This is a genomic window from Dokdonella koreensis DS-123 (genome assembly GCF_001632775.1).
Classification (GTDB): Bacteria; Pseudomonadota; Gammaproteobacteria; order Xanthomonadales; family Rhodanobacteraceae; genus Dokdonella; species Dokdonella koreensis.
Window position 1 is genome coordinate 708333 of sequence record NZ_CP015249.1, and the last position, 24155, is coordinate 732487.

Consider the following 24155-nt stretch of genomic DNA (forward strand, 5'->3'; position numbering starts at 1 on the left):
GATCCGCCGCGGCGCGCAATACGCGCACCGCGGCACGCGGGCCGTTCAGTGCTTGCCGAACAGGCGCGCCAGGCTGCGGAAGAAGCCCGGCTTCTTCGGGGCTTGCGCTGCCGGTGCCGAAACGGCGGCCGGCTGCACATCGCCGCCTGCGGCACGCGCCGGGCGCTCCCGCCGCGGCTTGTTCTCGCCGCGGGGTTCCGGTGCGGTTGCCGTGGCAGCGGGCAGCGTCATCGACTCGCCGTTCTCGCGGCGTCCGCGCCCGCGTCCACCGCGCCGGCGTCGCTTCTTGGCCGGCGCGCCGTCGGCGGGAGCAGCGGTGACCGGACCGGCGGTGGCAGCGGCGGCCGCTGCCGGCGGCTGCACCGGTGCCGGTGCGGATGGCGCTGGGGCCTCGCGGGGCGGACGCGGCGCGCGCGGCGGGCGTGCTTCGCCACGCCGCTCGCCCGGCCGGCTGCGCGAGCGCTCGCCGTCGCGCCCGCTGCGGTGACGCCCGTCGCCTTGCTTGGGCGGTGCGCCGGCGGTGTTGCGCGCGTCGTCGGCCGCATCCTCGTCGCTGTCGGCCGGCATGCCCTCCGATCGCGGCTTCGGCGGCGGCACGATCAGCAGGGACGGATCGACCGCGGCGGTCGGGATCTTCTGCCCGATGTAGGTCTCGATGTCCGGCAGGCCCATCGCGTAGAGATCGCAGGCGAAGCTGATCGCGTCGCCCTCGGCGCCCAGGCGCGCGGTGCGGCCGATGCGGTGGACGTAGTCCTCGGCATCCTGCGGCAGGTCGTAGTTGAACACGTGCGAGACGGCCGGGATGTGCAGGCCGCGCGCGGCGACGTCGGTGGCGACCAGGAGCTCGATGTCGCCCTTCTGGAAGCGCGCCAGCAGGCGTTCGCGCTTGGCCTGGGGGACGTCGCCGGATAGCGTCGCGACGCGATGGCCCTGGCGTTCCAGCGAGCGCGTCACGCGCTCGGCCATCGCCTTGGTGTTGATGAAGACGATGCTGCGATGCTCGTCGAGCTTGCCGAGCAGGTTCAGCAGCAGCGGCATCTTCTCCTCGGTCGCCGGGAAGTAGACGACCTGCCGGACCCGCGAGGCGGTGACCGATTCGGTCTCGGCCGCGAGCTTTTCCGGGCTGTTCATGTGCTCGTAGGCCAGCTCCAGCACGCGGTAGCTGAGCGTGGCCGAGAACAGCATGCCCTGGCGCTCCTCGCGCGGCGGCATGCGCCGCAGCAGGAAGCGGATGTCCTTGATGAAGCCGAGGTCGAACATGCGGTCGGCTTCGTCGATCACGACGGCCTCGACCGAGCGGAACGAGACGACGTGCTGCTTGAGGTAGTCGATCAGGCGGCCCGGCGTGGCGATGACGATGTCGCAGCCGGCCTTGAGCAGTTCGCGCTGCTTGTCGTAGTCGACCCCGCCGTAGATCAGCGCCGAGCGCAGGCCGGTGTTGCGGCCGATATTGCGGAAATCCTTGTCGATCTGGATCGCCAGCTCGCGGGTGGGCGCCAGGATCACCGCGCGCGGCTCGCCGTCCTTGCGCTCGGGCACGGCGGCACGCGTCAGCAGGCGGTTCATCACGGCGACCAGGAAGGCGCCGGTCTTGCCGGTGCCGGTCTGCGCCTGGCCCGCGACGTCGCGGCCGGTCAGCGCGACCGGCAGGGTCAGCGCCTGGATCGGCGTGCAACGGGTGAAGCCTGCGGCGTGCAGGCTGGACAACAGGCTTGGATGCAGGTCGAAGCTGTCGAAGAAGACGTCGGTGAGAGGCTGATGTTGGTCTGGCATTCCAGTGTCGGTCCGTGGAGCATCGCTCGGGCGGGCCTGCCTGCAGGCCCTTGCAAAGGGCGCTTGCGCCCTGATCTGTTGCGAATCGTGATGGCCCGGTTCCGCGGGTGCACGAAGCGGCTGCGGTCCGGTATGTCGTGTCGCCTCGGGCAGGTTCCGGCCCTCGGTGGCGGTCGGCAGTGGCCGCCTCGGCGTCCGGAACGCCCTTGCATGAAGCGGGTGATTGGGCTGAAATGACGGCGTGCATTCGCACCTCCGCCCGATCAGTCCGCCGCCCCCGGCGCGCAAGTTTAGCCGAACTTAGGCCCCCGGCGCGCAGCGCCTTCCTCGATTATCTGGAGAAAACCCCGTGAGCGAACTGATTGCCCACGTCAGCGACGACCAATTCGACAGCCAGGTATTGCAGTCTTCCGAGCCGGTTCTCGTTGATTTCTGGGCGGAATGGTGTGGTCCGTGCAAGATGATCGCACCGATTCTCGACGATCTGGCGGCCAACTACGAAGGGCGCCTGAAAGTCGCCAAGATCAATATCGACGAGAATCAGAAGACCCCGCGTAACTACAACGTGCGCGGTATTCCGACCCTGATGATCTTCAAGGACGGCAAGGTCCAGGCGACGCAGATCGGCGCGGTCAGCAAGACCCAGCTGGCGCAGCTGATCGACAAGACGATCTGAACGACCCGCGCGGCGCCGTCTGCCGGTCCGGCCGGCGTCGCCGCTTCGGCCCCGCCGCGTTCCGGCACGGCCGCCGCCGCAAGGCCCGCGTCACGGCCGGCTGAACCGTACGGCCCGCCGCGCCGCCGCGATGCTGGACGGCCGGCGAGGCCGGTGCTAACGTAAAGCCACGTGCGGAGCTTTCGCGCTCCCCCAGAAACACGCCCGCGTTACTTCCCCTCCGATTTGCCCCCCAGCTACGGCGCCCAGCGAGGTTTGCCCGTGTCCGAAAACGATATCCCCGAAGGTGGCGACAAGGCCGCCGACAAGCCGCGTTCCGCCGCGCCGCGTCAGCGTGCGCCGCGCAATGCCGATCCTGCCCAGACCACGCTCGTCGTCGATCCGGCGCCGCCGCCGGCCGACGTCGCGCCGCCCCCGTCCGACGGTGGCAACAACGGCAACGACGGTGGCAACAACGACGGCGGCGCGCAGTCCGGCGGCGGCCAGTCCGGCCAGGGCCAGCAGCGCGACCAGCGCGATCGCCAGGGCGGCCGCCGCGACCGGCGCAACCGCCACAACCGCAATCGCGACCGTGACCCGCAGATGCTCGACGAGGAATACGACGAGCGCAACGGCGGCGGCAACGGCCCGCTGATCGCACTGAACGAACTGAAGCACAAGAAGCCGGCCGAGCTGCTCGCGCTGGCCGAGACGCTCGGCATCCAGGAAGGCGTCGCCCGCGCCCGCAAGCAGGACATCATCTTCCTGATCCTCAAGGCGCATGCGCGCGCCGGCGGCGGCATCTACGACGAGGGCGTGCTGGAGATCCTGCAGGACGGCTTCGGCTTCCTGCGCGGCTTCGAGGCCTCGTACCTGGCCGGCCCGGACGACATCTACGTCTCGCCCTCGCAGATCCGCCGCTTCAACCTGCGCACCGGCGACTACGTCACCGGGCGCGTGCGGCCGCCGAAGGAAGGCGAGCGCTACTTCGCGCTGCTGAAGGTCGACACGATCAACGGCGAGCCGCCGGAAGCGTCCAAGAACAAGATCCTGTTCGAGAACCTGACCGCGCTGTTCCCGCGCAAGTCGTTCCATCTGGAGCGCGGCAACGGATCGAGCGAGGACATCACCGGCCGCATCCTGGACCTGGTCGCGCCGATCGGCCGCGGCCAGCGCGGCCTGATCGTCTCCCAGCCCAAGGCCGGCAAGACGATGATGCTGCAGAACATCGCGCAGGCCATCGTGCACAACCATCCGGACGCGCACCTGATCATGCTGCTGATCGACGAGCGCCCGGAAGAAGTCACCGAGATGCAGCGCAGCGTGCGCGCCGAGATCATCTCCTCGACCTTCGACGAGCCGGCCGTGCGCCACGTCCAGGTGGCCGAGATGGTGATCGAGCGCGCCAAGCGCCTGGTCGAGCACAAGAAGGACGTGGTGATCCTGCTCGATTCGATCACGCGCCTGGCCCGCGCCTACAACACCGTCGTGCCCAGTTCCGGCAAGGTGCTGACCGGCGGCGTGGACGCCAACGCGCTGCAGCGGCCCAAGCGCTTCTTCGGCGCCGCGCGCAACGTCGAGGAGGGCGGTTCGCTGACGATCATCGCCACCGCGCTGATCGACACCGGCTCGAAGATGGACGAGGTCATCTACGAGGAGTTCAAGGGCACCGGCAACATGGAAGTGCACCTCAACCGGCGCATCGCCGAGAAGCGCGTCTATCCGGCGATCGACATCAACCGTTCCGGCACCCGGCGCGAGGAGCTGCTGATCGATCCGGACCTGCTGCAGAAGATCTGGATCCTGCGCAAGCTGCTGCATCCGATGGACGAGCTGGCGGCGATCGAGTTCATGCTCGACAAGATGAAGAACACCAAGACCAACGACGAGTTCTTCGGCGCGATGAAGCGCTGAACCCGAAAGGATCCGACTCTCCGATGTCGGACAGAAGGCCCTGTTGGTTCATTGGCTTCCAATGATGCCTATCAGCAGGGCCTTTTTCTTGTGCATGGAAGCGTCTTTCATCTGGCGCCGGCAACTGCGCGTGTGGATCGTCGAGCTGGCGGCCAGCCAGCTCATCGCTGGCTGTCGGCGTTGAGGCCTGCGTAGTATCGCGGACGACCTGCGAGGATCCGTTCGCGGAACGATCTGCGCAGACTGTGTATCGGATCGCCCGGCATCTGCCCCTGGTCATGGTCGATGACGACTCAGCCCGTCGGCACCGGCCCCAACGCTGCCACCCGCTCGGCCACGGTTCGTGCGCAACGGACCAGCGCCTCCACCAGCGCCTCGTCCACGTCCAGGCCGCCCTCGTATTCGGCCAGATTGCGCTTGTGGCGGGCCTGGTCCAGCACGCGCCACTGCACGGCCTCCAGCCTCAGCGTGTGGGGCAGGCACTGGAAGACCTGGTAGCGGTTCTCGGATCGGTAGCCATGCCAGCGCATGGCCGCCAGCGAGAGCGCATGCGCGGCGGTGTAAGCCACGTCGAATCGGCTTTCGAGGCTCAGCCCCGCGTTGGCGGCATCAGCCAGGCGCACCTGTCCCGACCGGACCAGACCATCGAACTCGGCCTGTGCCGGTGGCTCGGTCTTCAACCGGCCGATGCGAACCAGATTATCCAGCGGTGGCGACGGCATCCTTGTCTCCGATCAAGGCGATGGTCGTTCCAGCCAACAGTTTGGTCAGGAAGGGAGTGCGGTGTGCCAACCGCTGGCGGAACTCGGCCTGCGTGTACAGCGTGGGGCTGATCGCGCGGCCCAGCTGTTTCTCCGCCGGAGCCAGTACGGCATAGACCTGCTCCAGGCGCAGCGTGTCGGAGACCAGCAGCAGGTCGAAGTCGCTTTGAGCGGTATCGCTACGCTTGGCGACGGAACCGTACAGCAGGGCCAGTTGCAGCTCATCGGCGACAGGGGCCAAGGCCTGGCGCAAGGCATCGGCGGGGCCAAGCATCTTGGCCGCGATGCTGCACAGTTCGACAAAGATCGGCGCCTGCGCATTGGCTTGATAGTGCTTCCGGTTGCCAAGCATGGTCTGCACGATCAGCCCGCTATCCCGCAGGCGCGCCAGTTCGCGTTGCACAGCGCCAGAGCCGCTGCCGGCCAGGTCGATCAGTTCCTTGGTAAAGAAGCTGCGATCCGGCTGACCGAACAGCAGCGACAGCACGCGCTGCTGGGTGGTGGTGAACAGTGCGTCGGCCATGCTGGTGCGCGCAGCCGGTATGAGGGCGTGCAGCGCGGGCCTGCGGGCATCAGGAGCGGGGTGCGTGGAGGCTTTGTTACCCATTCCGGGCAATTAAATGCCCAATTAGGGTAATTGGCAAGCGGCCGGCGGAAAAGCTCAGTGACGGCCTCCGGATCGGGATGGCGATGCGGTCGGTCCGGCACGGGGGCCGCGTCGCCGACCTGGCGCAGCCCTGCAGGCCGTGGCCACAGGTGGTTCAGCTCCGTGCGTCCAATCCGGTCCCCCTGAGGGGACGCCAAGCCGGCCATGGCCCATTCGGCGCTTGCCGCCGGCGTGCTTCGGGTCTAGTTTCGGCGCGTGTGGTACGGGGACCAGCGATGGCCGGTCGAGACCGCAGCGGTGAGCAGAATCAGCGCGACGGGCTGATGAGCACTGCCGTGCGCGATCGGGTGTGGCCGGCGCGTGATGGAACATTGGATGTCGTACGCGGGCTGATCGTCGCGCTGATGGCGCTCGACCACGTCCGCATCTTCTTCACGTCGGCGACGTTCGACCCGACCGACGTGGCGGCCACCGATTGGGGCTACTTCCTCACCCGCGGCGTCACCCACCTGTGCGCACCGGGGTTCTTCTTCATCGCCGGCGCCGGCGCCTGGCTGATGGAGCGGGCCGGCATGCCCCGGGCGGCGCTGGCGCGGTTCCTGGCCGTGCGCGGCCTGTGGCTGATCGCCGTGGAACTGCTCGTGTTCGGCTTCGCCTGGTCGTTCAGGCCCGGCTGGATGTGGTTCGGCGTCATCTGGGGACTCGGTGCCGCCTTCATCCTGCTGGCGGCCTGCGTCGGCCTGCCGAAACGCGGGCTGCTCGGCCTGGCCTGCGCCTTCGTGCTGCTGCAGCCGCTGCTGGTCGGCCGGTCGCTGCCGACACCGGCGCTGGACGCCCTGTTCGTCAGTGGCGGTGTCGTCGAGCTCGCCGGTATCGGGACGCGGCTGGTGCTCTATCCCGTGCTGCCGTGGGCGGCCCTGATGCTCGCCGGCTTCGCCTCCGCGCCGCTGTGGCTGCGCGCGGGACGGCCGGCGGCGGCCCGGCTGCTGGTCGCGGGAGGGGTGATGATCGCCGCGTTCGTGCTGCTGCGCGCGATCGGCATCGGTGGCGGCGCGGCGGAACCGTTCGCCGGCGCGAAAGCGGTGATGTCCTTCATCAACATCCGCAAGTACCCGCCTTCGCTGCAGTTCTCGCTGGCCACGCTGGGCCTGCTCGCGCTGTGCGCCGGCGCCGTCGCGTGGCGGTCGATCCGCGACGTGCCGCGGCTGCTGCAGCCATTGCGTGATTTCGGCCGCGTCCCGTTCTTCTTCTACGCGGTGCACCTGTTCCTGATCCACGGGTTGGCATTGCTGGCGGCCGCCGTGCTCGGCTGGCCGCTGGACTACCTGTTCTGGAGCGGGTCGTGGCCCAACCTGCAGCCGCCGCCGGGCTACGGCGTGGGCCTGGCCGGCGTGTTCGCGGTCTGGCTCCTGGTGCTGGCGCTGCTGTGGCCGGCCTGCCGGTGGTTCGGCGGACTCAAGCGCCGGCATCCGTCGTTCCTGATGCGGTTGCTGTGACGACGCCGGCGCGCCGGCCTGCCATGCCGAGGTTCTTTTCCGAGCGAGGAGGCGAACGATGACGATCCGCGTGAACGGCCTGGCGCCCCTGCTGCAGGTCTACGACATGCCCGAATCACTGGCGTTCTACCGCGACACGCTCGGCTTCGAGGTGGTCGAGGCTTCGCCGCTGGTCGACGCGCCGGAAGGGCGTTTCTCGCACTGGATGTGGTTGCGGCTGGGGCCGGCGCACGTGATGCTCAATACGGCCTACGACGCCGGCGAACGGCCGGCGACGCGCGCGGCGGCGCGGCAGCAATGGCACGGCGATACCTGCCTGTATTTCGGCTGCGCGGACGTCGATGCGGTCTACGCGACGCTGCAGGCGCGGCTGCCGGACCTGCGTCCGCCCGCCGATGCGCCGTACGGCATGCGCCAGCTCTACCTGTCCGATCCGGACCGCTACGGGCTGTGCTTCCAGGCGCCGGTTCGCTCCTGACCTCGGACGCACCCGGACCGGCGGCGTGTCGCGTCCGCCGGCCGCAGGCGCGGCCGGCGGGATCGCGGTTCAGCGCCGCAGGTGCGTCTCGAACAGCTTGAGGATGCGCTTGTACTCGTCGAACCAGGCATCGGCATGCACGAAGCCGTGGCGCTCCATCGGGTAGCCGGCCAGCTCGAAATCGTCCTTGCGCAGCTCGATCAGGCGCTGGTAGAGCCGCACCGAATCCTGGAACAGCACGTTGTCGTCGATCATGCCGTGGGCGATCAGCAGCGGGCCGCGCAGCCCGTCGGCGAACTCGATCGGCGAGGAGCGGCGGTAGGCCAGCGGGTCGACCTGCGGCGTGTTGAGGATGTTGGAGGTATAGCCGTGGTTGTAGCTGGTCCAGTCGGTGACCGGCCGCAGCGCCGCGCCGGCGTGGAACACCTCCGGCGCGCGGAACATCGCCATCAGCGCCATGAAGCCGCCGTAGGAGCCGCCGTAGAGGCCGACCCGCTGCGGATCGACCGCCTGCTCGGCCGCCAGCCAGCGCGCGCCGTCGACGAGATCCTCCAGCTCCGGATGGCCCATCTGCCGGTAGATCGCCGTGCGCCAGTCGCGGCCGTAGCCCTCCGAGGCGCGGTAGTCCATGTCGAGTACCACGTAGCCGCGCTCGACCAGCAGGTTGTGGAACAGCTGCTCGCGGAAGTAGTTCGGGTAGCCCTGGTGCGTGTTCTGCAGGTAGCCGGCGCCGTGCACGAACAGCACGGCCGGATAGCGCTTGGTCGGATCGAAGTCGGCCGGCTTGTAGAGCTTGGACCAGATCGGGCGCCCGCTCTTGGACGAGGGCACGCCGACGATCTCGACCGGCGCGAAGCGCAGCGCGCGGTAGTCGGGCTTGCGCGTATCGGTCAGTTCGCGCGGGGCGCCGCTGCCGTCGGCGGCCAGGACCGCCAGCTGCTGCGGCACGTAGGCGGAGGAATGCAGTACTGCCAGGCGGCTGCCATCCGGCGACAGCGTGAAGTCGTCCAGGCCGCCGTAGCGGCTGACCCGCTCCAGCGGGCCGCCGCCGATCGCCACGCGATAGACGTCGTAGGCGTAGGGCGCCTCGACGTTGGCGCGCACGTAGAAGCGGCCGTCGGGCGAGAGGCGCGGCGAGGACACCTCGAAGCGGCCGTCGGTCAGTGCCTTGGCCTTGCCGCCGGGTGTCTTGACGTAGAGCTGCGAGTAGCCGGTTTCCTCGGACAGGTACCACAGCGTGCGCGCGTCGTCGGCCCAGCCGAACTCGTTGAAGTTCCAGTTGATCCAGGCCGGATCGGTCAGCCGGTGCTGGGCGACCAGCGCGCCGGCCGCGAAATCGACCGTCGCGATCCAGCGATCCTTGTTGTCGATGCTGCGCAGCTGCACGGCGGCATGGCGCCCGTCGCGCGACCAGGCATAGCCGGTCAGTTCCAGGGCGCGTTCGGCCGGCTTGTCGGCGGCCTTGTCCTTGGCCTTCGTCTTGTCCTTCTTTCCGGCCTGCGACGTGTCGCCCTCGCCCGCGGCCGCGGCCGCGTCCTTGGCGTTCTCCTCGCGCACCGCCTTGAGCGGGTCGTCGGTGATGCCCGGCAGGTCGCCGTAGGCGAGCTTGCGCGTGCTGCGCGCGGCCAGGTCGACCAGCCACAGCGTCTGCGGCGCCGGCGCGTTGCGGCCGACGCGGACGCGCTCGTCTTCGCCTTCCTCGTAGCCCGATTCGGTGACCCAGGTCTGCATCTTGGCGACGCGGCCGGCCTCGTAGCCCTTGGCGCGCGTGCCGACCAGCAGCCAGCGGCCATCCGGCGCGAGCGCGCTGGAGACGATGTCGGCCTCCTCGCCGAGGAACACCGGCAGCGGCGCGCGGGTCGGGTCGCCGGCCTGGAACGCCTCGGCATGCTGCCGGCGCGCCTCGCGATCGTCCTTGACCTTGCGCAGCGTGGAGAACAGGCGCAGCTGCAGCTCGCCGAGGTCGTCGGGCTTCTTCGCGGCCGGGTCCTTGCCGGTCTTCAGGATCACGGCCGGCGCGACCACGCCGGTCGCGATGTCGAAGGCGAACCAGTCGTTGTCGACGCGGAACTGCACCTGCCGCCCGTCCGCGGAGAACTGCGGCGCCGTCTCGCGCTCGGCCGAGCGCGTAGCCTGCAGCAGGCGCCCGCTGGCGGTCTCGCGCACGAACAGGTCGCCGTTGCGGATGAAGGCGGCGCGCGTGCGCGTCGCGTCGAAGACCGGGTCCGGCCCGTCGGTCGCCGCCATCGCCGGCGGGTCGACGACACCGTCCGCGCCATCGGCCAGCGTGACGCGGCGCAGGTCGCGGATGCCCGAGCCCTCGCGCTTGAGCTGGTAGTAGACCGACGTGCCGTCGACACTCCAGTAGGGGCGCTCGACCGGCGGACCGATCCAGTCCGGATCGGCCATCGCCTGTTCCAGCGTGACCGCAGCGGAGGGGCCAGCCAGGCAGAGCAGGGCGGCGAGCAGGGACGGACTCCAGCGCATCGTGAGGTCTCCTACGGACGAAAGCGGGCAGGATACCCGGCGCCGGCCGTGCGGCCATCCCTCGGAAGTCAGAGCCGCGGCATCGGGCTCGCAGGGACGGTGCCGCCGGCGATCGGTGGCGTGTGTATCGGGGACGATGGCCGGGAACGGCCGGAATGCGATACTGCGGCGATTTCCGCCGCCCCCGGACCGCTACCGGCGCGTCCAGCCGGCGGAGCCAGGCCTCCTTTCCGGAACCGCGATGAACGGCAACGCCCCGCAGCCCACCGACACGCCGCAGGAAACCACCGCGACGGAGCGCCGCGTCGCGTTCGAGCGGCTGCGCGAGCGCACCGACGAGCTGGAGCTGCTGATCTCCGGTATCAGCCTGCTGAGCCTGATCTCGCTGCCGGGCTGGCTGTTCGAGCGCTGGAGCGAAGCCGAGCTGCACTACGAGGGCATGCGCCACGTCCTGCTGACCGTCGGCTACCAGTTCGCCTCGGGGCTCTGTTACGCGATGGCCACCGCCTTCCTGCTGCATCTGGCGGTGCGCGGCTACTGGGTGGGCCTGATCGGCCTCAAGGCGACGTTTCCGGGCGGCATCCGATGGACCAGCCTGCGCAACAGCGGGCCGATCACGCGCGGGTACTACCAGCGCATCGTGGTCGACCTCGATACCGCGATCGACGCGGCCGACCGCTTCGCGTCCGTGGTCTTCGCCCTGGTCAGCCTGGTCGTGCTCTCGGTCCTGTGGGTGGCGGCCAGCCTGGCGATCCTGTTCGCGGTGACGGTCGCCGTGGTCGAGGGGCTGGGGCTGCCCGAGCGGACCGGCATGATCGTCTTCTACGTCTACATGGGCCTGCTGATGGGGACCAGCCTGCTGATCGGCCTGTTCGACCTGTTGCCCGCACGCTGGCAGCGCGACCGGCCGCCGGCGCCCGGGGCGCTGCGCCAGGCGATCGTCGAGCGCCTGCTGCGCCTGCTCGGGATGTTCTCGCCGCAGCGGCTGATCCTGCCGGTGCAGCTGTCGCTGCAGAGCAACCTGTCGCGGCGCGCGTTCTTCCTCGGCTTCACGGTGATGGTGTTCATCACCTCGCTGGCGAGCGTCGTTCCGATCACGCTGGCGCGCCAGTTCGCGCCGTTCGGCAGTTATACCTACCTGGAGGCCAAGCAGGTCGGCCTGCGCAGCGCCTTCTACGAGAACCTGCGCGGCGAGCACGACCGCCTGCTGCGCCTGCCGCTGATCCCGTCGGACATGGTCGCCGATTCGCAGCTGCGCGTGTTCCTGCCGTACCTGCCGCGGCGCGACAATCCGGTGATGCGCGCCGCCGGCTGCGCGCCGTCGCCGGACAGCAAGGGTGCCCCCGGCTGCCTCGCCGCGCTGTGGCAGGTGCAGCTCGACCAGCGGCCGGTCGCGATGACCGAGTTCATCACGGCCGAGCGCCGCCAGCTGGGTATCCGCGGGCTGCAGGCCTACCTGCCGCTGGCCGGCCTCGCGCCGGGCCGGCACGAACTGGTGGTGACCTGGAATCCGCACGGGTCGGACGCCGGCGACGGCGAACTGGACGAACCGGTCGAGTACCGCATCCCGTTCTGGTTCGCGCCGCCGTACCAGCTCGACCTCCCGGCTGCCGCCGAGGACGCCGCGCCGGCCGGCTAGGCGCGTCGCGACGTTCCGCCGAGCAGGCCCGGCATCACCGCCTCCATCGGCATCGCGCGGATGCCGAGCGCCGCCAGGCCGTCGACGCTGCCGGCCGAATCGAGCAGCAGGGTACGGAAGTTGTCGCGCGAGATCGGCTTGCCGGGCAGCCATTCGCCGAGGCGGGCCTGCCAACGGCCGAGCGCATCGGGCAGCGGCACGATCCAGCGCCGGCGGCCGGCCAGCCGGGCGGTCCAGCGCACCAGCTCGATCAGGCTGAGGCTGCGCGGTCCGAACAGCTCGTAGGTCCGGCCGATCGTGGCGCGGTCGGCCAGCGCGCGCGCGAACGCCTCCGCGACGTCGCCGATGTAGACCGGCGTCAGCCGCGCCTGCGGGCGCGCCAGCGGCAGCGCCGGCGTCAGCCGCAGCAGATCGACGAAGCGGAAGAACAGGCCGTCGCCGGGGCCGAAGATCACCGAGGGGCGGAAGATCGTCGCGTCGATCGCGCTTTCGCGCACGCGCCGCTCGGCCTCGCCGCGCGTGCGCAGGTAGTGGCTGTCGCCTTCGCCTGCGCGCAACGCGCTCATCTGCAGCAGGCGCCGCACGCCGGCCGTCCGGCAGGCCTCCAGCAGGCCTTCGGTCAGCGTGACGTGCACCTGCTGGAAGCCGCCGCCGTCGTTGCCGCGCTCGTTGAGGATGCCGACCAGGTTGATGGCGGCATCGGTGCCGCGCAGCCAGCGTGCGAGCACCGCGCGGTCGTGGACGTCGGCGTTCTCGATCCGCACGCGCGGCAGCACGCCGAGGTCGCGGTGGCGCTCGCGGTTGCGCGACAGGATCGTGATGCAGTGCCCGTCGGCATGCAGGCGCGGGACCAGGCGGGACCCCACGAAGCCGGTGCCGCCGAGGATGAGGATCGTCAGTGGTTTCATTGCAAAACGCCTGACATGGACGCTCGATTATCGTTGATCCGGGCCTCGCGCGCTCGGCCGGCGTCTTGCGGCGGGCCGCCGGACGCCCGTGCCTGCGCCGGCGGCGGCAGCGTGCCGGGGTATGCTGGCGCCGACGCGGCTTCCCTCCCGTTTTTCCGAAGGAATCCCGATGCCGCCCACCGCTCGCCTGCTGCTGTGCCCGCCGACGTATTTCGAGGTCGGCTACGTCATCAATCCGTGGATGGCCGGCAACCTGGGCCAGGCACGCCCGTCACGTGCCCGCGCGCAGTGGGATGCGCTGTGCGAGTTGCTGGCGCCGCATGCTTCGCTGGAAACGATCGAGCCGGTGGCGGGCCTGCCGGACATGCCGTTCACCGCCAACGCCGGCCTGGTCCATCGCGACCGTTTCGTGCCGAGCCGCTTCAGGCATGCGGAGCGGCGCGGCGAGGAAGCCCGCTTCATCGCCTGGTTCGCCGCCCAGGGGTTCGACGTGCGGCCGCTGCCGGACGGCCTCGCGTTCGAGGGCGCCGGCGATGCCCTGTTCGATCGCGCCTGCGATCGGCTCTGGTTCGGTCATGGCCACCGCACCGACCCGGCGGCCGCCGAGGCGGTGCAGGCGCTGATCGGCGTCGAGACCGTTCCGCTGCGCCTGGTCGACCCGCGCTACTACCACCTCGACACCTGCCTGTGCCCGCTGGCCGGCGGCTGGCTGCTCTACTACCCGGCAGCCTTCGATGCCGGCTCGCGGGCGGCGATCGAGGCGCGCGTCCCGGCCGATCGCCGCCTTGCCGTCGAGGAGGCCGATGCGCAGGCATTCGCCTGCAACGCGATCACTCTCGGCCGCCGCGTGATCGTCAATCGGGCCGGCGACCGGCTGTGCGAGGCACTGGCCGCGGCGGGTTTTGCTACGATCCAGACGCCGCTGGACGAGTTCATCAAGGCGGGCGGGTCGGCCAAGTGCCTGACCCTGCGCCTGGACGAACCTCCCGTCGATTGAGCCTGCGTGGACGCCCGGTCGCTGCCGGTGTCCCGGTGGCGGCCGCGTCCGCAGCGATCGAGGGGAAGCACGATGCATCGTCTGGCAGCCTGGCTGGTGGTTCTTTCGTTTCCGATGTCGGCCGCGGCGCAGGACTGGCATCTCGCGCGGCGGGACGGCGGCGTCGACATCGCGAAGCTGCAGCCGGCCGCGCGCCGGGCGCAGCGGATCGCACTGCCGGAATCGGCCGCCGGGACGATGCCGGCCGATGCGGTGCGGATCGACCTGTTCGGGCGCTCGCTGCGTGCCGAGCGGACGCGGTTCGAGACCCGCGCCAGCGGCTGGCTGTGGGTGGGGCGCGTCGACGATTCGCCCGGCCATTTCGTCCAGCTGACCTTCCACGCGGGCGCGCTGGCGGGCCTGCTGAGCACGGCCGAGGGCAACTACGAGCTGATCGCGCAGCCCGATGGCGACAGCGTGCTGGCCGAGCTGGACGGCACCGCGTTCGCGCCGTGCGGCGGCGCGATCGAGGTGCTCCCGGTCGCGTCCCCGTCGGAGCCGGCGATGGCCGGACGCGGCCTGCCGGACGAGCCGGTCGACGTGATGATCGCCTACACGCCGCCGGTGCTCGCGGCGCTCGGCAGCGTGGCGGCCGTCGAGGCGCATGCGCAGGCGGCGGTGGACGCGTCCAACACCGCCTTCGTCAACAGCGCGATGACGGTGCGCTTCCGCCTGGTCGCGGTGATGCCGGTCGCCCGTAGCGACAGCGGCTCGATCGGTGCCGACCTCACCTGGCTGAGTGGCGACCCGGACGTGAGCGCGCGGCGTGACGCGGTCGGCGCCGACCTGGTCTCGCTGCTGGTGGAGAACGGCGCCGGGGCCTGCGGCGTGGGCTACGTCATGCGCTCGCCGGGGCCGGGCTTCGCGGATTCGGCCTTCCAGGTCACCGCGCGCACCTGTGCCGTCGGCAACCTCAGCTACGCGCACGAGCACGGCCACAACATGGGCATGGAGCACGATCCGGCCAACGGCACCTCGCCGGCCTCGGCCTCGTTCCCGTGGTCGTTCGGCCATGTCGTGGACGGCAGCTACCGCACGGTGATGTCCTATTCGTCGGTCTGCACCGCCGGCTGCCCGCGCCGCGCCTACTTCTCCAACCCCGACGTGAGCTACCTCGGCGTGCCGACCGGCGTAGCCGAGGAGCGCGACAACCACCGCACCGGCGACCTGGTCCATCCGATCGTGGCCGCGTTCCGCATGCCGCCACCGGACGCGATCTTCGCCAGCGGCTTCGAGCCGTAGCGCCGGGGCGTCAGGCGCCGAACCAGCCGTTGCGGCGCGCCTCGTCGAGCCGGCCTTCCAGGTAGTCCCACAGCGCCGGGCAGCCGGCGCGAATCGGTCCGGCGAGCCGGCCGACCACCTGCGCGTGGCTGACGCCGTTGTCGCGCCAGCTCTGGCCCGCGTTGGCGAGGTTGAGCAGGACCGGCATCGCCCGGTCGGCGGCATGGGCGAAGCGGGCCTCGGCGCTGGCACCGGTCTCGAACTCGTCCCACAGCGCCAGCAGCGAGGCGGCCTGCGGGGCCGGCAGCAGGCCGAAGATCCGCGCCGCCGCCGCGCGTTCGGCGGCCGTGCGCGCCTGCGCGTCGCCCTCGGCGAAGAAGAACGCATCGCCGGCGTCGATCTCGCCGACGTCGTGGACCAGCAGCATGCGCACGACGCGGTCGGCATCGACCGGCTCGGCCGCACAGGGCGCCAGCGACAGGGCCAGCATCGCGATCTGCCAGCTGTGCTCGGCCGGGTTCTCGTAGCGCTCGGTGCCGCGCACGCGGATCTTGCGCGTGACCTGCTTGAGCCGGTCGAGCTCGAGGATGAAATCGACGACGGCCTGCACGGCTGCGCCCCGGTACTTCAGTTCGCCGCCACCGGCGCGGCCGGCGTCGCGGCGGTCGCCGGGCACATCACCTGCTTGCGTGCGCTGTCCTCGCCCGGCGGCTGATACGGACTGCCGATCCGCGGCAGCCGCGCGCTGAGCGGAATCACCGCGCCGTTGAGCCGCCAGTCGTAGATCACGCTGAAGGCCATCACGCGGGCGACGTACTCGCGCGTCTCCTTGTACGGGATCGTCTCGATGAAGAAATCCGGTTCGAGGGTGCCGCGCGCGTCGATCCAGCGTCCCACCGGCGCGCCGCCGGCGTTGTAGGCGGCGCTGGCCAGCCACGGGCTGCCCGCGTACTGGCGCGCCATCTGGGCCAGGAAACGGGTACCGAGCTGGATGTTGAGGCCGGGATCGAACAGGTCGCCGGCGCCGCCGTACGGCAGCTTGTTGGCCTGCGCGACCTGTTTGGCGACGGCCGGCAGCAGCTGCATCAGCCCGTAGGCGTCGGCGTGCGATCGCGCATCGGCCACCCAGGCGCTTTCGGCGCGGATGATCGCGTAGGCCCAGGCCGGTTCCAGCGCCGCGCCACGCGCTTCGCGCAGCACGCGTTGCTGCTGTGCCAGCGGGAAGCGCTGCTCGTACAGGCGCACGGTCTGCGGATCGGCGGAGAGCGCGAAGACCGCGCGGTCGTACCACCCTTCGCGATAGGCGCGGTCGGCCGCCAGCGGGCGCTGGGCGGCATCGAGCCGGGCCAGTGCGAAATCCCATTCGCGGCGGGCCTCGCTCAGCTTGCCGAGCGCGTGGAACTCGAACGCGCGCGCCAGGTCCGGCTGTTCGGCGACTGCCTGCTCCTCGGCCAGCGTCGCCTGCAGGGAGAGCGGGCAGATCGCATACGGAGCGCCGATCCAGTCGGCCGCCAGGAAACCGTGGAAGTTCGCCTCGGCGGCGAGGTCGGTGAACAGCGGCTGCGCTTCGGTCTTGCGGTCGAGCTTGACCAGGGTCCGCGCCCGCAGGTAGCGCCAGCGTGCATCGGTCTTCTGCGCGTCGGACAGGCGCTCCAGCGCGGCCAGGGTTTCGTTCCAGTCGCCGCCGGCCAGTGCGACGCGGACGTGCCATTCGCGCGAGGCGTCGTCACCGGCGTCCGCCGGCAGCGCCTTCAGGCGGGCCAGCGCATCGGGCGAGTAGCTGGTCGAGCGGAACACGGCCAGTGCGTTGAGAATGCGGTTCTTCTGCGCGGCGTCCCAGGTGAACCGCTTGGCGAGGCCGGCCCACAGCGTCTCGGCGGCGGCGCTGTTGCGCCGTGCATAGCGCGCCAGGCCATAGGCCACCGCATCGCGGTTGCGCGGCTGGTCCGGCCAGGTGCTGGCCTTGGCCAGTACCGCGGCCGGATCGCGCACGGCGGCGGTGATCCTCTGCCCCTCGCTGCGCTGTGCCGGCGACAGGTAGGCGGCGATGGCGGCGGCGGTTTCGGGATTGCCGGCCTCGGCGGCGGCGAGCAGACGCTCCCACACCGCGGCATCGTCGATCACGCCGTTGCCGCGCGCCCATTCGAACAGCGGATCGCACACGGCGGGCGTCGCGCGCGGCTGCAGCCAGAGCGGCGCGATCTGGTCGGCATAGACCGGCTTCTCGCCGGCGGCCACACGCGCGCGTTGCCAGGCGCAGCGCAGGTCGCGGTCGGGCGTGTCCTGCCAATGGCCACGGAAGCCGGCCCAGTCACCGGCCGAGGCGAGCTGGCGCAGGTAGGCGTTGCGCAGGTCGCGGGCCGGCAGGGTGTCCGGGAAGCGCTGCAGGAAGGCATCGACGTCGCCGGCCTGCAGCTTGCCCTGGCCTCGCCGCAGGGCGGCGTACTCCAGGTACGGGAACAGGGGATAGTCTTCCAGCCCGGCCGCCAGGCGCTTCCAGCTGTCGCCGGGGCCCCGCTCGGCCAGTGTCAGCACGGCCGGGAACTGCGCCCGCTGAACCGAGCGATCGACCGGGGCCGCGCCGGTGCCGGTGACGCCGAGCATCAGCAGGAGGCCGGCCAGGCCGCGGTGAAGAACAGAGTGGTTTCGCATCATCGTCGCAGGTGGCGTGGCGGCCAGTGTAACGCGGCGTGGCGTGGGTTTCCGCGCTGCGGGAGGCCGCGGCGTCGGCCGCGTGCGTTCAGGAAGCGGCGAGCCGGGTGTCGTCGACCGGCGGTGCCGCCAGGTCGCTCAGCGGCTCGGGCAGGCGGATCGTCGCGGCGATCGGCAGGTGGTCGGACACCGGGTGCGGTACCGCCCAGAGGTCGTCCACGACCAGGCCGTGCGAGACCAGGATGTGGTCGATCGCGCGGTTCGGCCGCCAGCTCGGGAACGTCAGCGGCGGGTCGCCCGGCACCGCGAGCGTCGTGCGTTCGCAGAAGCGGCGCAGCTCCGGGCTCTGCGCGGTGGTGTTGAGGTCGCCCATCAGCACGGTGTGCGGATGGCTGCTGATCAGCTCGGCCAGGAAATCGAGCTGGCGCATCCGTGCCTGCTGTCCCAGCGACAGGTGGGCGATCACGACGACCAGCTCGCGGTCGCCGCGGCCGAACCGGACCCACAGCGCGCCGCGGCCCGGAATGCGCCCGGGCAGCGGGTAGGCGAGCACCTCGTCGGGCTGGCGGCGCGCCAGCAGGCCGTTGCTCGAGGAGGCGATGCGCGAGACACGGCGGTTCGGCTGGTGGCTCCAGAACGGGAAGCCGGCCGCCTCGGCGAGGTACTGCGTCTGGTTGAGGAAGCCCGACCGCAGGCTGCCGGCATCGGCTTCCTGCAGGGCGACCACGTCGAAATCGGCGCAGACGCGCGCCAGGCCGTCGAGGTTGGCGCGCTTGCCGGCGGCCGGCAGCACATGATGCAGGCCGCGCGTCACGTAGTCGCGGTAGCGGCGCATGCTGCCGCCGGCGAGGATGTTGCAGCTCAGCAGCCGCAGCTGGGCCGGAGGTGGCGGGGCGGCCGGGGCCGGAGGGCTGTTCACGGAACCAACGTAGGGGTCGGCGCCGGCGGGCGCAAGCGGTACCGGTCAGGTTTCCCCGGGCCGGCCGGCACCGCGCACCACCGTCAGCGCTTGGCCTTGGCGGCGTGTTCGCGCTCGACCAGCCAACGGGTCAGCTCGACCACCTGGGCGAAGCCGCCCGCCGACTGGCCGGTGATCCGGTACTTGCCGTTGACGATCACCGACGGCGTGCCGTCGATGCCGTACTGCGGCACCACCTGCCGCGAACGGGCCAGCTTCGACTCGACCTCGAACGAGGTCGCCGCCGACAGGAACTTGTTCGCGTCCACGCCGTGGCGGGCATAGAACTGCGCCAGGTCGTTGATGTCGCGGATCGGCTCACGGTCGCGGTGCAGGGCGTCGAACAGCGCCTGGTGCGTCTTGTCGAGCGCGCCCAGCGACTGGACCGTGTAGAACGCCCGCGCGAACGGCTCCCAGGACGGGTTGAAGATCGCCGGCATCGCCGAGAACGCCGCGTACGAGGGCAGTTCCTTCTTGAGCTGCTGGGCGTACGGCTCGAAGTGCGCGCAATGCACGCAGGCGTAGCTGAAGACCTCGACGACCTCGATCTTGTCGCCGCTGCTGGTCGGTTGCGGCGGGTCGATCGGGAAGTAGTTCTTGCCTTCGACCCAGGTCGCGGTCGGCGCGGCGGCCTTGTCGTCGGCGTGGCAGGCGGTCACGGCGAGCAGGCCGGCCAGCAGCAGGGTGATCGAACGCAGCATGCTTGGAATCCTCGTGGGGGCGGGCAGGTGGCGTCAACCGCAGTGCGGTGTCAGCCGCCGGTGGTCTCTTTCTGCACCAGGAACTGCACCAGCGGAATGACGTTTTCCCAACTGCCGGCGGACAGGCCGGTGATGCGGTACTTGCCGTTGACGACGATGGTCGGCGTCGAATCGACGCCGGTCGCCTTGATCCAGGCGTCGGCGCGTTTCATGTTGGTGTTGATCGCGAACGAGTTCGCGGTGGCGACGAAGTCTTCGGGGCTGACGCCGTACTGCGCGTAGAACTTGGCGGCGTCCTCGATCGTCGGCTTGATCATGCGGCCGCTGGCGGCGTCGCGGATCGACAGCGGCCCGTTGCTCCAGACGGCGGTGAAGGTGGCGTTGTGCGACTTGTCGATGATGCCGAGCGCCTGCGCGGTGAAGAACGCGCGCTGGAACAGCGGCCAGGACTCGGCGGTGTTGAACGAGGCCGGCACGTAGCGCATCGCGGCATTGGCGGGCAGGGCCGCCTTGAGCTTGTCGGCCAGCGGCGCGAAGGAGTTGCAGGCCGGGCAGCCGTAGGAGAACACCTCGACGACGTCGATCTTGTCGCCGGCGGCGGCCTGCGGCGGCTCGATCAGGAAATAGTGCTTGCCGGCCTGCCACTGCTGGCCGGGGGCGGCGGTCTGGGCCGAGGCGGAGGCCGCGACGAGGCCGGTCAGCAGGAAAACGAGATGCTTGAGCATGGAGACTCCGTGTGGGGCACGTTGAGCGATGGCGGCCGGGACCGGTGGATCGGCTCGACCCTGGGAGCCTGTTTCGCGCCGAAGGTTCCGCGCGGCGGCCTACTTGGCGGCCGTCTGGGTCTTGGCGCCCGCGGTATGCAGGCCCTCGACGTACGACGATACCGCGGCGATGTCCTCCTCGGACAGGCGCTCGGCGATCGCCTGCATCACGGCGGCGTGCGGGTCGTCGATCGCACCGCTGCCGTCCTTCCAGCCCTTCAGGCGCGTGGTGACGTAGTCGGCCCACTGGCCGCCGAGCTGCGGGTAGCCGGTGCCGGCCATGCCGCGACCGCCCGGCCCGTGGCAGGCCATGCAGGCCGGCACGCCGGCCTTGGCGTCGCCGCCGCGGTAGAGCTGGCTGCCGCGTGCCAGCAGCTTGTCGTCGGCCACGCCGGGCAGCGAGGCCTTGGTCGCGAAGAACGCGCCGAGGTCGTGCATGTCCTGGGTCGACAGCGTGGCGGCGAACGGCATCATGATCGGGTTGTTGCGCTTGCCGCTCTTGAAGAGCTCGAGCTGGTGCGCGACGTAGGCTTCGTTCTGGCCGGCCAGCTTCGGATACATCTTGTCGGCGGCGTTGCCGTCCATGCCGTGGCAGGCGCCGCAGACCGCGGCCTTGGCCTCACCGGCCTTGGCGTCGCCGAGGACCGGCTTGGGGGCGTCGCCCGCGGCGTGCACGGCGCCGGTACCGACCAGCAGCGCAAGGGACAGGATTCGCCGAAAACTCATACGGGCACTCCGGAAACGGGTTGGATATCCACGACGGCTGCCGACAGGTGGCGTCTGGTGACCTTGTCTCTCGGCGAAACCGCACGATTATCCCAGTGCGCTCCGGGACGGTCAAACCGCCGCAGTGTCGCAGCGGCGCCGGTCAGGCCGGCTCGAAGCCGCTGCGGAAGATCGCGTCCTGGCCGCCGGAATAGTCCGGCGGCAGGTCGGTGCCCTGGAAGACGCCGATCGGGGAGTAGCCGCCGTAGCCCGGAAAGATGCGGCCCAGGCGCGGATTGCCGAGGCGGCGGATCAGCGCCTCGGACAGCACCCGGCGGAAGTCGGTGGTCACCATGACGTCCTCGCCCTCGAACAGCGCTTGGTCGGCCAGGCCGGCGAAGACGTCCAGGCCGTAGACGCGGCCGCCGTTCACCGAGCCGCCGAGCGCCATCATCATGTTGCCGTAGCCGTGGTCGGTGCCGTCGCTGCCGTTCTGCCGCATGCGGCGGCCGAACTCGCTCATCACCACGATGCTGGTGCGGCTGGTGTAGCCGGCCGCGCCCGCACCGTCGAGGTCGGTGTAGAACGCGGCCAGGCCGCGTGCCAGCGACTCGACGGTGTTGCCGAACGGGTCGTAGCCGGAGGTCGGCACGCCCTGGCCGTTGTGGGTGTCCCAGCCGCCGACGTCGATCGCCGCCACGCGCAGGCCGAGGTCGGCCTTGAGTATCTGCGCGATCATCTTCAGCTGGTTGCCGAAGCCGTCGTTGGGGTAGCTGGCGCCGTTGCCGGGCGCGTAGTTGCCGAAGTTCATCGGCCGGATGATCGACAGCGCGTCGAGGGTCTGGCGTCCGGCCGCCTCCAGCGCCGAGTTGCCGGCCCACAGGTCCGGCAGGCATTCCACCAGGCCGCGGAAGCTGGCCGGCGCGGTGATGTTGCCGTTGTCGTCACGGTAGTGGTCGCGCGCGTTCCAGCTCCAGGCCGAGCTGTCGACGCGGAAGTCGTTGCCGTTGCCCATCGTGATCGCCTCGGTGGAGGCCAGCAGGCTCGATGCGGTGATGCTGCCCGCCGACAGCGCGGGGATCGTGATGTTGGCCGGCAGGCCGGCGCTGGTCAGGTGGCGGGTCAGCCAGCCGGTGCCCGAGCCGGTGCTGCCCGGGGTGCCGTACTCCATCGTCTGCTGCGCATCGAAATGGCTGCGCGTGACCGGCGCGGGCATGCCGGCGCCGAGCACCACGGCCAGCTTGTTGGCCTGGTACAGCGCGTGCAGGGCGGCGGCGCGCGGGTGCAGGCCCCAGCCGCTGCCGGAATTGGCCAGCGGCAGGGCGGCACCGGTGCCGCTGGCCGGGATGGCCAGGTCCGGGCGCGCGATCTCGTAGTGGGCGCGGTCGTTGCCACCGGTCGGCGGCACCAGGCTGAGCCCGTCGCAGCCGCCGCGCAGGAACACGATCACCAGCGTGTCGTAGGCGTTCGCTTCCGGTGCCGCGAAGGCCAGGCGCGCACCGGGCACCACGCCGGCCGTCAGCGCGCCGGCACCGCAGAGCTTGAGGAAGTCGCGACGGTCGAGCGAGGTCATGGCGGTCACCGGCGAAAGTAGTCGGGGCTCATCAGCAGCATGCCGACGGCGGTCCGCAGGCGTTGCTGCGTGTAGTGGCGCGCGAGATTGCCGGTGTTCCAGACGTCCTCGTCGATGTTGACCGGATCGCCCGCGCCGGCGTTCTGCCGCAGGAAGGCGGTCGCCACCGAGAGCGTCGGTTCGGGCTGGTAGCCCAGCAGCCGCGTCGACCAGTAGGTCATGATCGCGGTGGCGGTGCGCGCGCCGGCATTCGGGATCGCGACCCGGGTCTGCGCGACGATGTCGGCGAGGAACGCGGAGCTGCCGTCGTTGTTGACGCGCATTTCCGGCACCCAGGCCAGCAGCTTGAGCGTCATCGCCAGTGAGCCGGTGCTGGCCCAGGCGCTCTGCCGGTCCGGATAGCCGTTGGGCGGGCCCCAGTAGAACGACCGGTGACCGGTCTGCTGCAGGTGCGAGACCAGCCGTTCGGTCATCGTCCACGCGCTGGTGTTGTCGGGCCGCGGCGCGAAATTGGCGCCCAGGCCGCGCAGCGCGCTCATCGTCATCTCGAACGGCCGGCGCATGCCGGTGCCCCAGGTGGTCTTGAACTCGGCGCTGAGCAGGATCGTGCGCAGCATCCGTGCGATCTGGTCGGGTGCGTTGATGTGGGTGTTGAACTGCACGGCGACGGCGTCGATCAGCGCCTGCGACGGCGTGTCGCCGACGAAGCGGCGGCACAGCTTGCCGGCGATGAAGCGGGCGGTGCCCGGATGCGCGACCAGCCGGTCGAACACCATGCGGCCGTCCTGCATCGCCGGCTGGTTGGCCGGCAGGTATTCGCCGAGGAAGATCTTGTTGCGGCGGTCGTGCCAATCGGAGCGGTAGACGAAGGTGCCGTCGTTGTCGGCCGGGTACTGCCAGTGGCCGTTCCTGATCGTCCAGCCGGTCAGCGCGCCGGCGGCCTCGTAGACGTCGTTGTCGACGTAGCCGGCCGGCATCGACGCGGGGCAGTGGATCAGCGAATCGAGGCATTCGACCGCGAACGGGTCGCCGGGGCCGAAGTAGTTGGCCACGCCCAGCGTGTGCAGCTCGATCAGCTCGCGAGCGTAGTTCTCGTTGAAGTCGGCGCCGCGACTGGCGTAGTTGTCCAGGTAGAACTGCATCGCCGTGGACGTGGCGACCTGCTCGAGCAAGGCGCGGAAGTTGCCGAACACGTTGGGCCGGATCACTTCACGGTCGTAGTGGGCGAAGATCGGGCCGATGTCGTACTCCCAGCCGAACACGCTGAAGTGGTCGTGCCAGAAGTTGACCATGCGCTCGAACAGCTGCCGCTTGCTGTAGACCGCGCGGATCATCGTCGCGCATTCGGTCTCGGCGGCCGGCAGCATCCGGTTGTAGTAGTTGGTGGTGTCGCCGTAGTGCTGCGCCCACAGCTGCTGCAGCGTCTTGCTGAGCGTGGTGAAGCCGGCGCCGACGAGGCGGCCGTCGCAGTCCGCATCGGCGATCGACGCCGGGGCCAGCTGGCGCTCGACCCAGTGGGTCCATTTCTCGTCGGCGGTCGCGCCCGGCAGCTGCAGCAGGTCGTAGTCCTCCGGCGTGCTGAAGCCGTAGGTCGCCTTCTGCAGCCAGCCCACGCGGTCCGGCGCCGTCGCGAACGTGGCCGGCGTCTCGCCGGGTGCCGGGTCGGCGACGGCCAGCGGCGCCTTGCCGGGACGGCGCATCGCCGGGACGGGCTCGGTGCCGACGGCGGCCGCCAGGCCGGTCAGCAGCCGGCGGCGGAAGGCGGAGGCGGGCAGGCCAACGCTGGCGGGTTCCATCGGAGGTTTCCTCGCGGCGGCGGGGTATGGC

20 protein-coding genes are annotated in these 24155 nt (G+C 70.6%); 7 read left to right on the forward strand and 13 right to left on the reverse strand.

The features are described 5' to 3' along the window. Positions 1–45 precede the first annotated feature (45 nt). Positions 46–1773: an ATP-dependent RNA helicase RhlB gene (gene rhlB / locus I596_RS02755; RefSeq protein WP_067643845.1), complete on the reverse strand. Its 1728-nt coding sequence runs from the start codon at positions 1771–1773 to the stop codon at positions 46–48. Between the two features lie 349 nt (positions 1774–2122). On the opposite strand from rhlB, the gene trxA reads away from it, so the two are divergent. Both trxA and rho read left to right on the forward strand, forming a co-directional pair. Next, positions 2123–2449 carry a thioredoxin TrxA gene (gene trxA / locus I596_RS02760; protein WP_067643848.1) on the forward strand — a complete coding sequence of 109 codons (327 nt, stop codon included), beginning with the start codon at positions 2123–2125 and terminating at the stop codon, positions 2447–2449. A gap of 261 nt (positions 2450–2710) precedes the next feature. After that, positions 2711–4342 carry a transcription termination factor Rho gene (rho, locus tag I596_RS02765; protein ID WP_067643850.1) on the forward strand — a complete coding sequence of 544 codons (1632 nt, stop codon included), beginning with the start codon at positions 2711–2713 and terminating at the stop codon, positions 4340–4342. A 293-nt stretch (positions 4343–4635) separates the two neighbouring features. On the opposite strand, the gene I596_RS02770 is transcribed toward rho, so the two are convergent. Both I596_RS02770 and I596_RS02775 read right to left on the reverse strand, forming a co-directional pair. Then, on the reverse strand, positions 4636–5064 hold the full coding sequence (locus tag I596_RS02770) for a hypothetical protein (protein ID WP_067643853.1): 429 nt from the start codon (positions 5062–5064) through the stop codon (positions 4636–4638). Continuing rightward, a complete protein-coding gene (locus I596_RS02775) occupies positions 5042–5626 on the reverse strand; it encodes a nucleotidyltransferase domain-containing protein (RefSeq protein WP_223303902.1) in 585 nt (194 codons plus the stop codon). The genes I596_RS02770 and I596_RS02775 overlap by 23 nt, the downstream gene beginning before the upstream one ends. A 407-nt stretch (positions 5627–6033) precedes the next feature. Here I596_RS02775 and I596_RS02780 point away from each other — a divergent pair, with 407 nt between their 5' ends. Both I596_RS02780 and I596_RS02785 read left to right on the forward strand, forming a co-directional pair. Further along, complete coding sequence (locus I596_RS02780; protein WP_067643856.1) at positions 6034–7206, forward strand: acetyltransferase domain-containing protein; 1173 nt, start codon at positions 6034–6036, stop codon at positions 7204–7206. 58 nt (positions 7207–7264) lie between these two features. After that, positions 7265–7684, forward strand: a complete 420-nt coding sequence (locus I596_RS02785; RefSeq protein ID WP_067643859.1) for a VOC family protein — start codon at positions 7265–7267, stop codon at positions 7682–7684. 69 nt (positions 7685–7753) lie between these two features. Here I596_RS02785 and I596_RS02790 read toward each other — a convergent pair whose 3' ends face one another. Beyond that, entirely contained in the window at positions 7754–10171 is a 2418-nt protein-coding gene (locus I596_RS02790; protein ID WP_067643862.1) for a S9 family peptidase, read from the reverse strand. A gap of 241 nt (positions 10172–10412) precedes the next feature. Here I596_RS02790 and I596_RS02795 point away from each other — a divergent pair, with 241 nt between their 5' ends. Then, entirely contained in the window at positions 10413–11810 is a 1398-nt protein-coding gene (locus I596_RS02795; protein WP_067643866.1) for a hypothetical protein, read from the forward strand. On the opposite strand, the gene I596_RS02800 is transcribed toward I596_RS02795, so the two are convergent. Next, entirely contained in the window at positions 11807–12718 is a 912-nt protein-coding gene (locus I596_RS02800) for a complex I NDUFA9 subunit family protein (RefSeq protein WP_067643869.1), read from the reverse strand. The two genes, I596_RS02795 and I596_RS02800, sit on opposite strands and share 4 nt — an antisense overlap. A gap of 169 nt (positions 12719–12887) precedes the next feature. Here I596_RS02800 and I596_RS02805 point away from each other — a divergent pair, with 169 nt between their 5' ends. Beyond that, a complete protein-coding gene (locus I596_RS02805) occupies positions 12888–13715 on the forward strand; it encodes a dimethylarginine dimethylaminohydrolase family protein (protein WP_067643872.1) in 828 nt (275 codons plus the stop codon). 72 nt (positions 13716–13787) lie between these two features. Next, positions 13788–14996 (forward strand): reprolysin-like metallopeptidase, encoded by a 1209-nt coding sequence (locus I596_RS02810; RefSeq protein WP_067643879.1) that lies wholly within the window; start codon positions 13788–13790, stop codon positions 14994–14996. A gap of 10 nt (positions 14997–15006) precedes the next feature. On the opposite strand, the gene I596_RS02815 is transcribed toward I596_RS02810, so the two are convergent. The 8 genes from I596_RS02815 to I596_RS02850 form a co-directional block, all read right to left on the reverse strand. Continuing rightward, positions 15007–15651, reverse strand: coding sequence for an HD domain-containing protein (locus tag I596_RS02815; protein ID WP_223303903.1), 645 nt, complete (start codon positions 15649–15651; stop codon positions 15007–15009). Beyond that, positions 15603–17630, reverse strand: coding sequence for a transglycosylase SLT domain-containing protein (locus I596_RS02820; RefSeq protein ID WP_067643882.1), 2028 nt, complete (start codon positions 17628–17630; stop codon positions 15603–15605). The genes I596_RS02815 and I596_RS02820 overlap by 49 nt, the downstream gene beginning before the upstream one ends. A gap of 85 nt (positions 17631–17715) precedes the next feature. Further along, positions 17716–18546 carry an endonuclease/exonuclease/phosphatase family protein gene (locus I596_RS02825; RefSeq protein ID WP_067643885.1) on the reverse strand — a complete coding sequence of 277 codons (831 nt, stop codon included), beginning with the start codon at positions 18544–18546 and terminating at the stop codon, positions 17716–17718. 83 nt (positions 18547–18629) lie between these two features. Next, the gene (locus I596_RS02830) at positions 18630–19286 is read right to left on the reverse strand and encodes a thiol:disulfide interchange protein DsbA/DsbL (protein WP_067643888.1); all 657 of its coding nucleotides are present in this window, start codon (positions 19284–19286) and stop codon (positions 18630–18632) included. Positions 19287–19336: 50 nt separating this feature from the next. Then, entirely contained in the window at positions 19337–20011 is a 675-nt protein-coding gene (locus tag I596_RS02835; protein ID WP_067643893.1) for a thiol:disulfide interchange protein DsbA/DsbL, read from the reverse strand. A gap of 99 nt (positions 20012–20110) precedes the next feature. Next, positions 20111–20776, reverse strand: coding sequence for a c-type cytochrome (locus I596_RS02840; protein ID WP_067643896.1), 666 nt, complete (start codon positions 20774–20776; stop codon positions 20111–20113). A gap of 142 nt (positions 20777–20918) precedes the next feature. Next, positions 20919–22328, reverse strand: a complete 1410-nt coding sequence (locus I596_RS02845; RefSeq protein WP_067643899.1) for a DUF1501 domain-containing protein — start codon at positions 22326–22328, stop codon at positions 20919–20921. Positions 22329–22333: 5 nt separating this feature from the next. Further along, positions 22334–24124, reverse strand: a complete 1791-nt coding sequence (locus tag I596_RS02850; RefSeq protein ID WP_067643902.1) for a DUF1800 domain-containing protein — start codon at positions 24122–24124, stop codon at positions 22334–22336. Between the last annotated feature and the right edge of the window lie 31 nt (positions 24125–24155).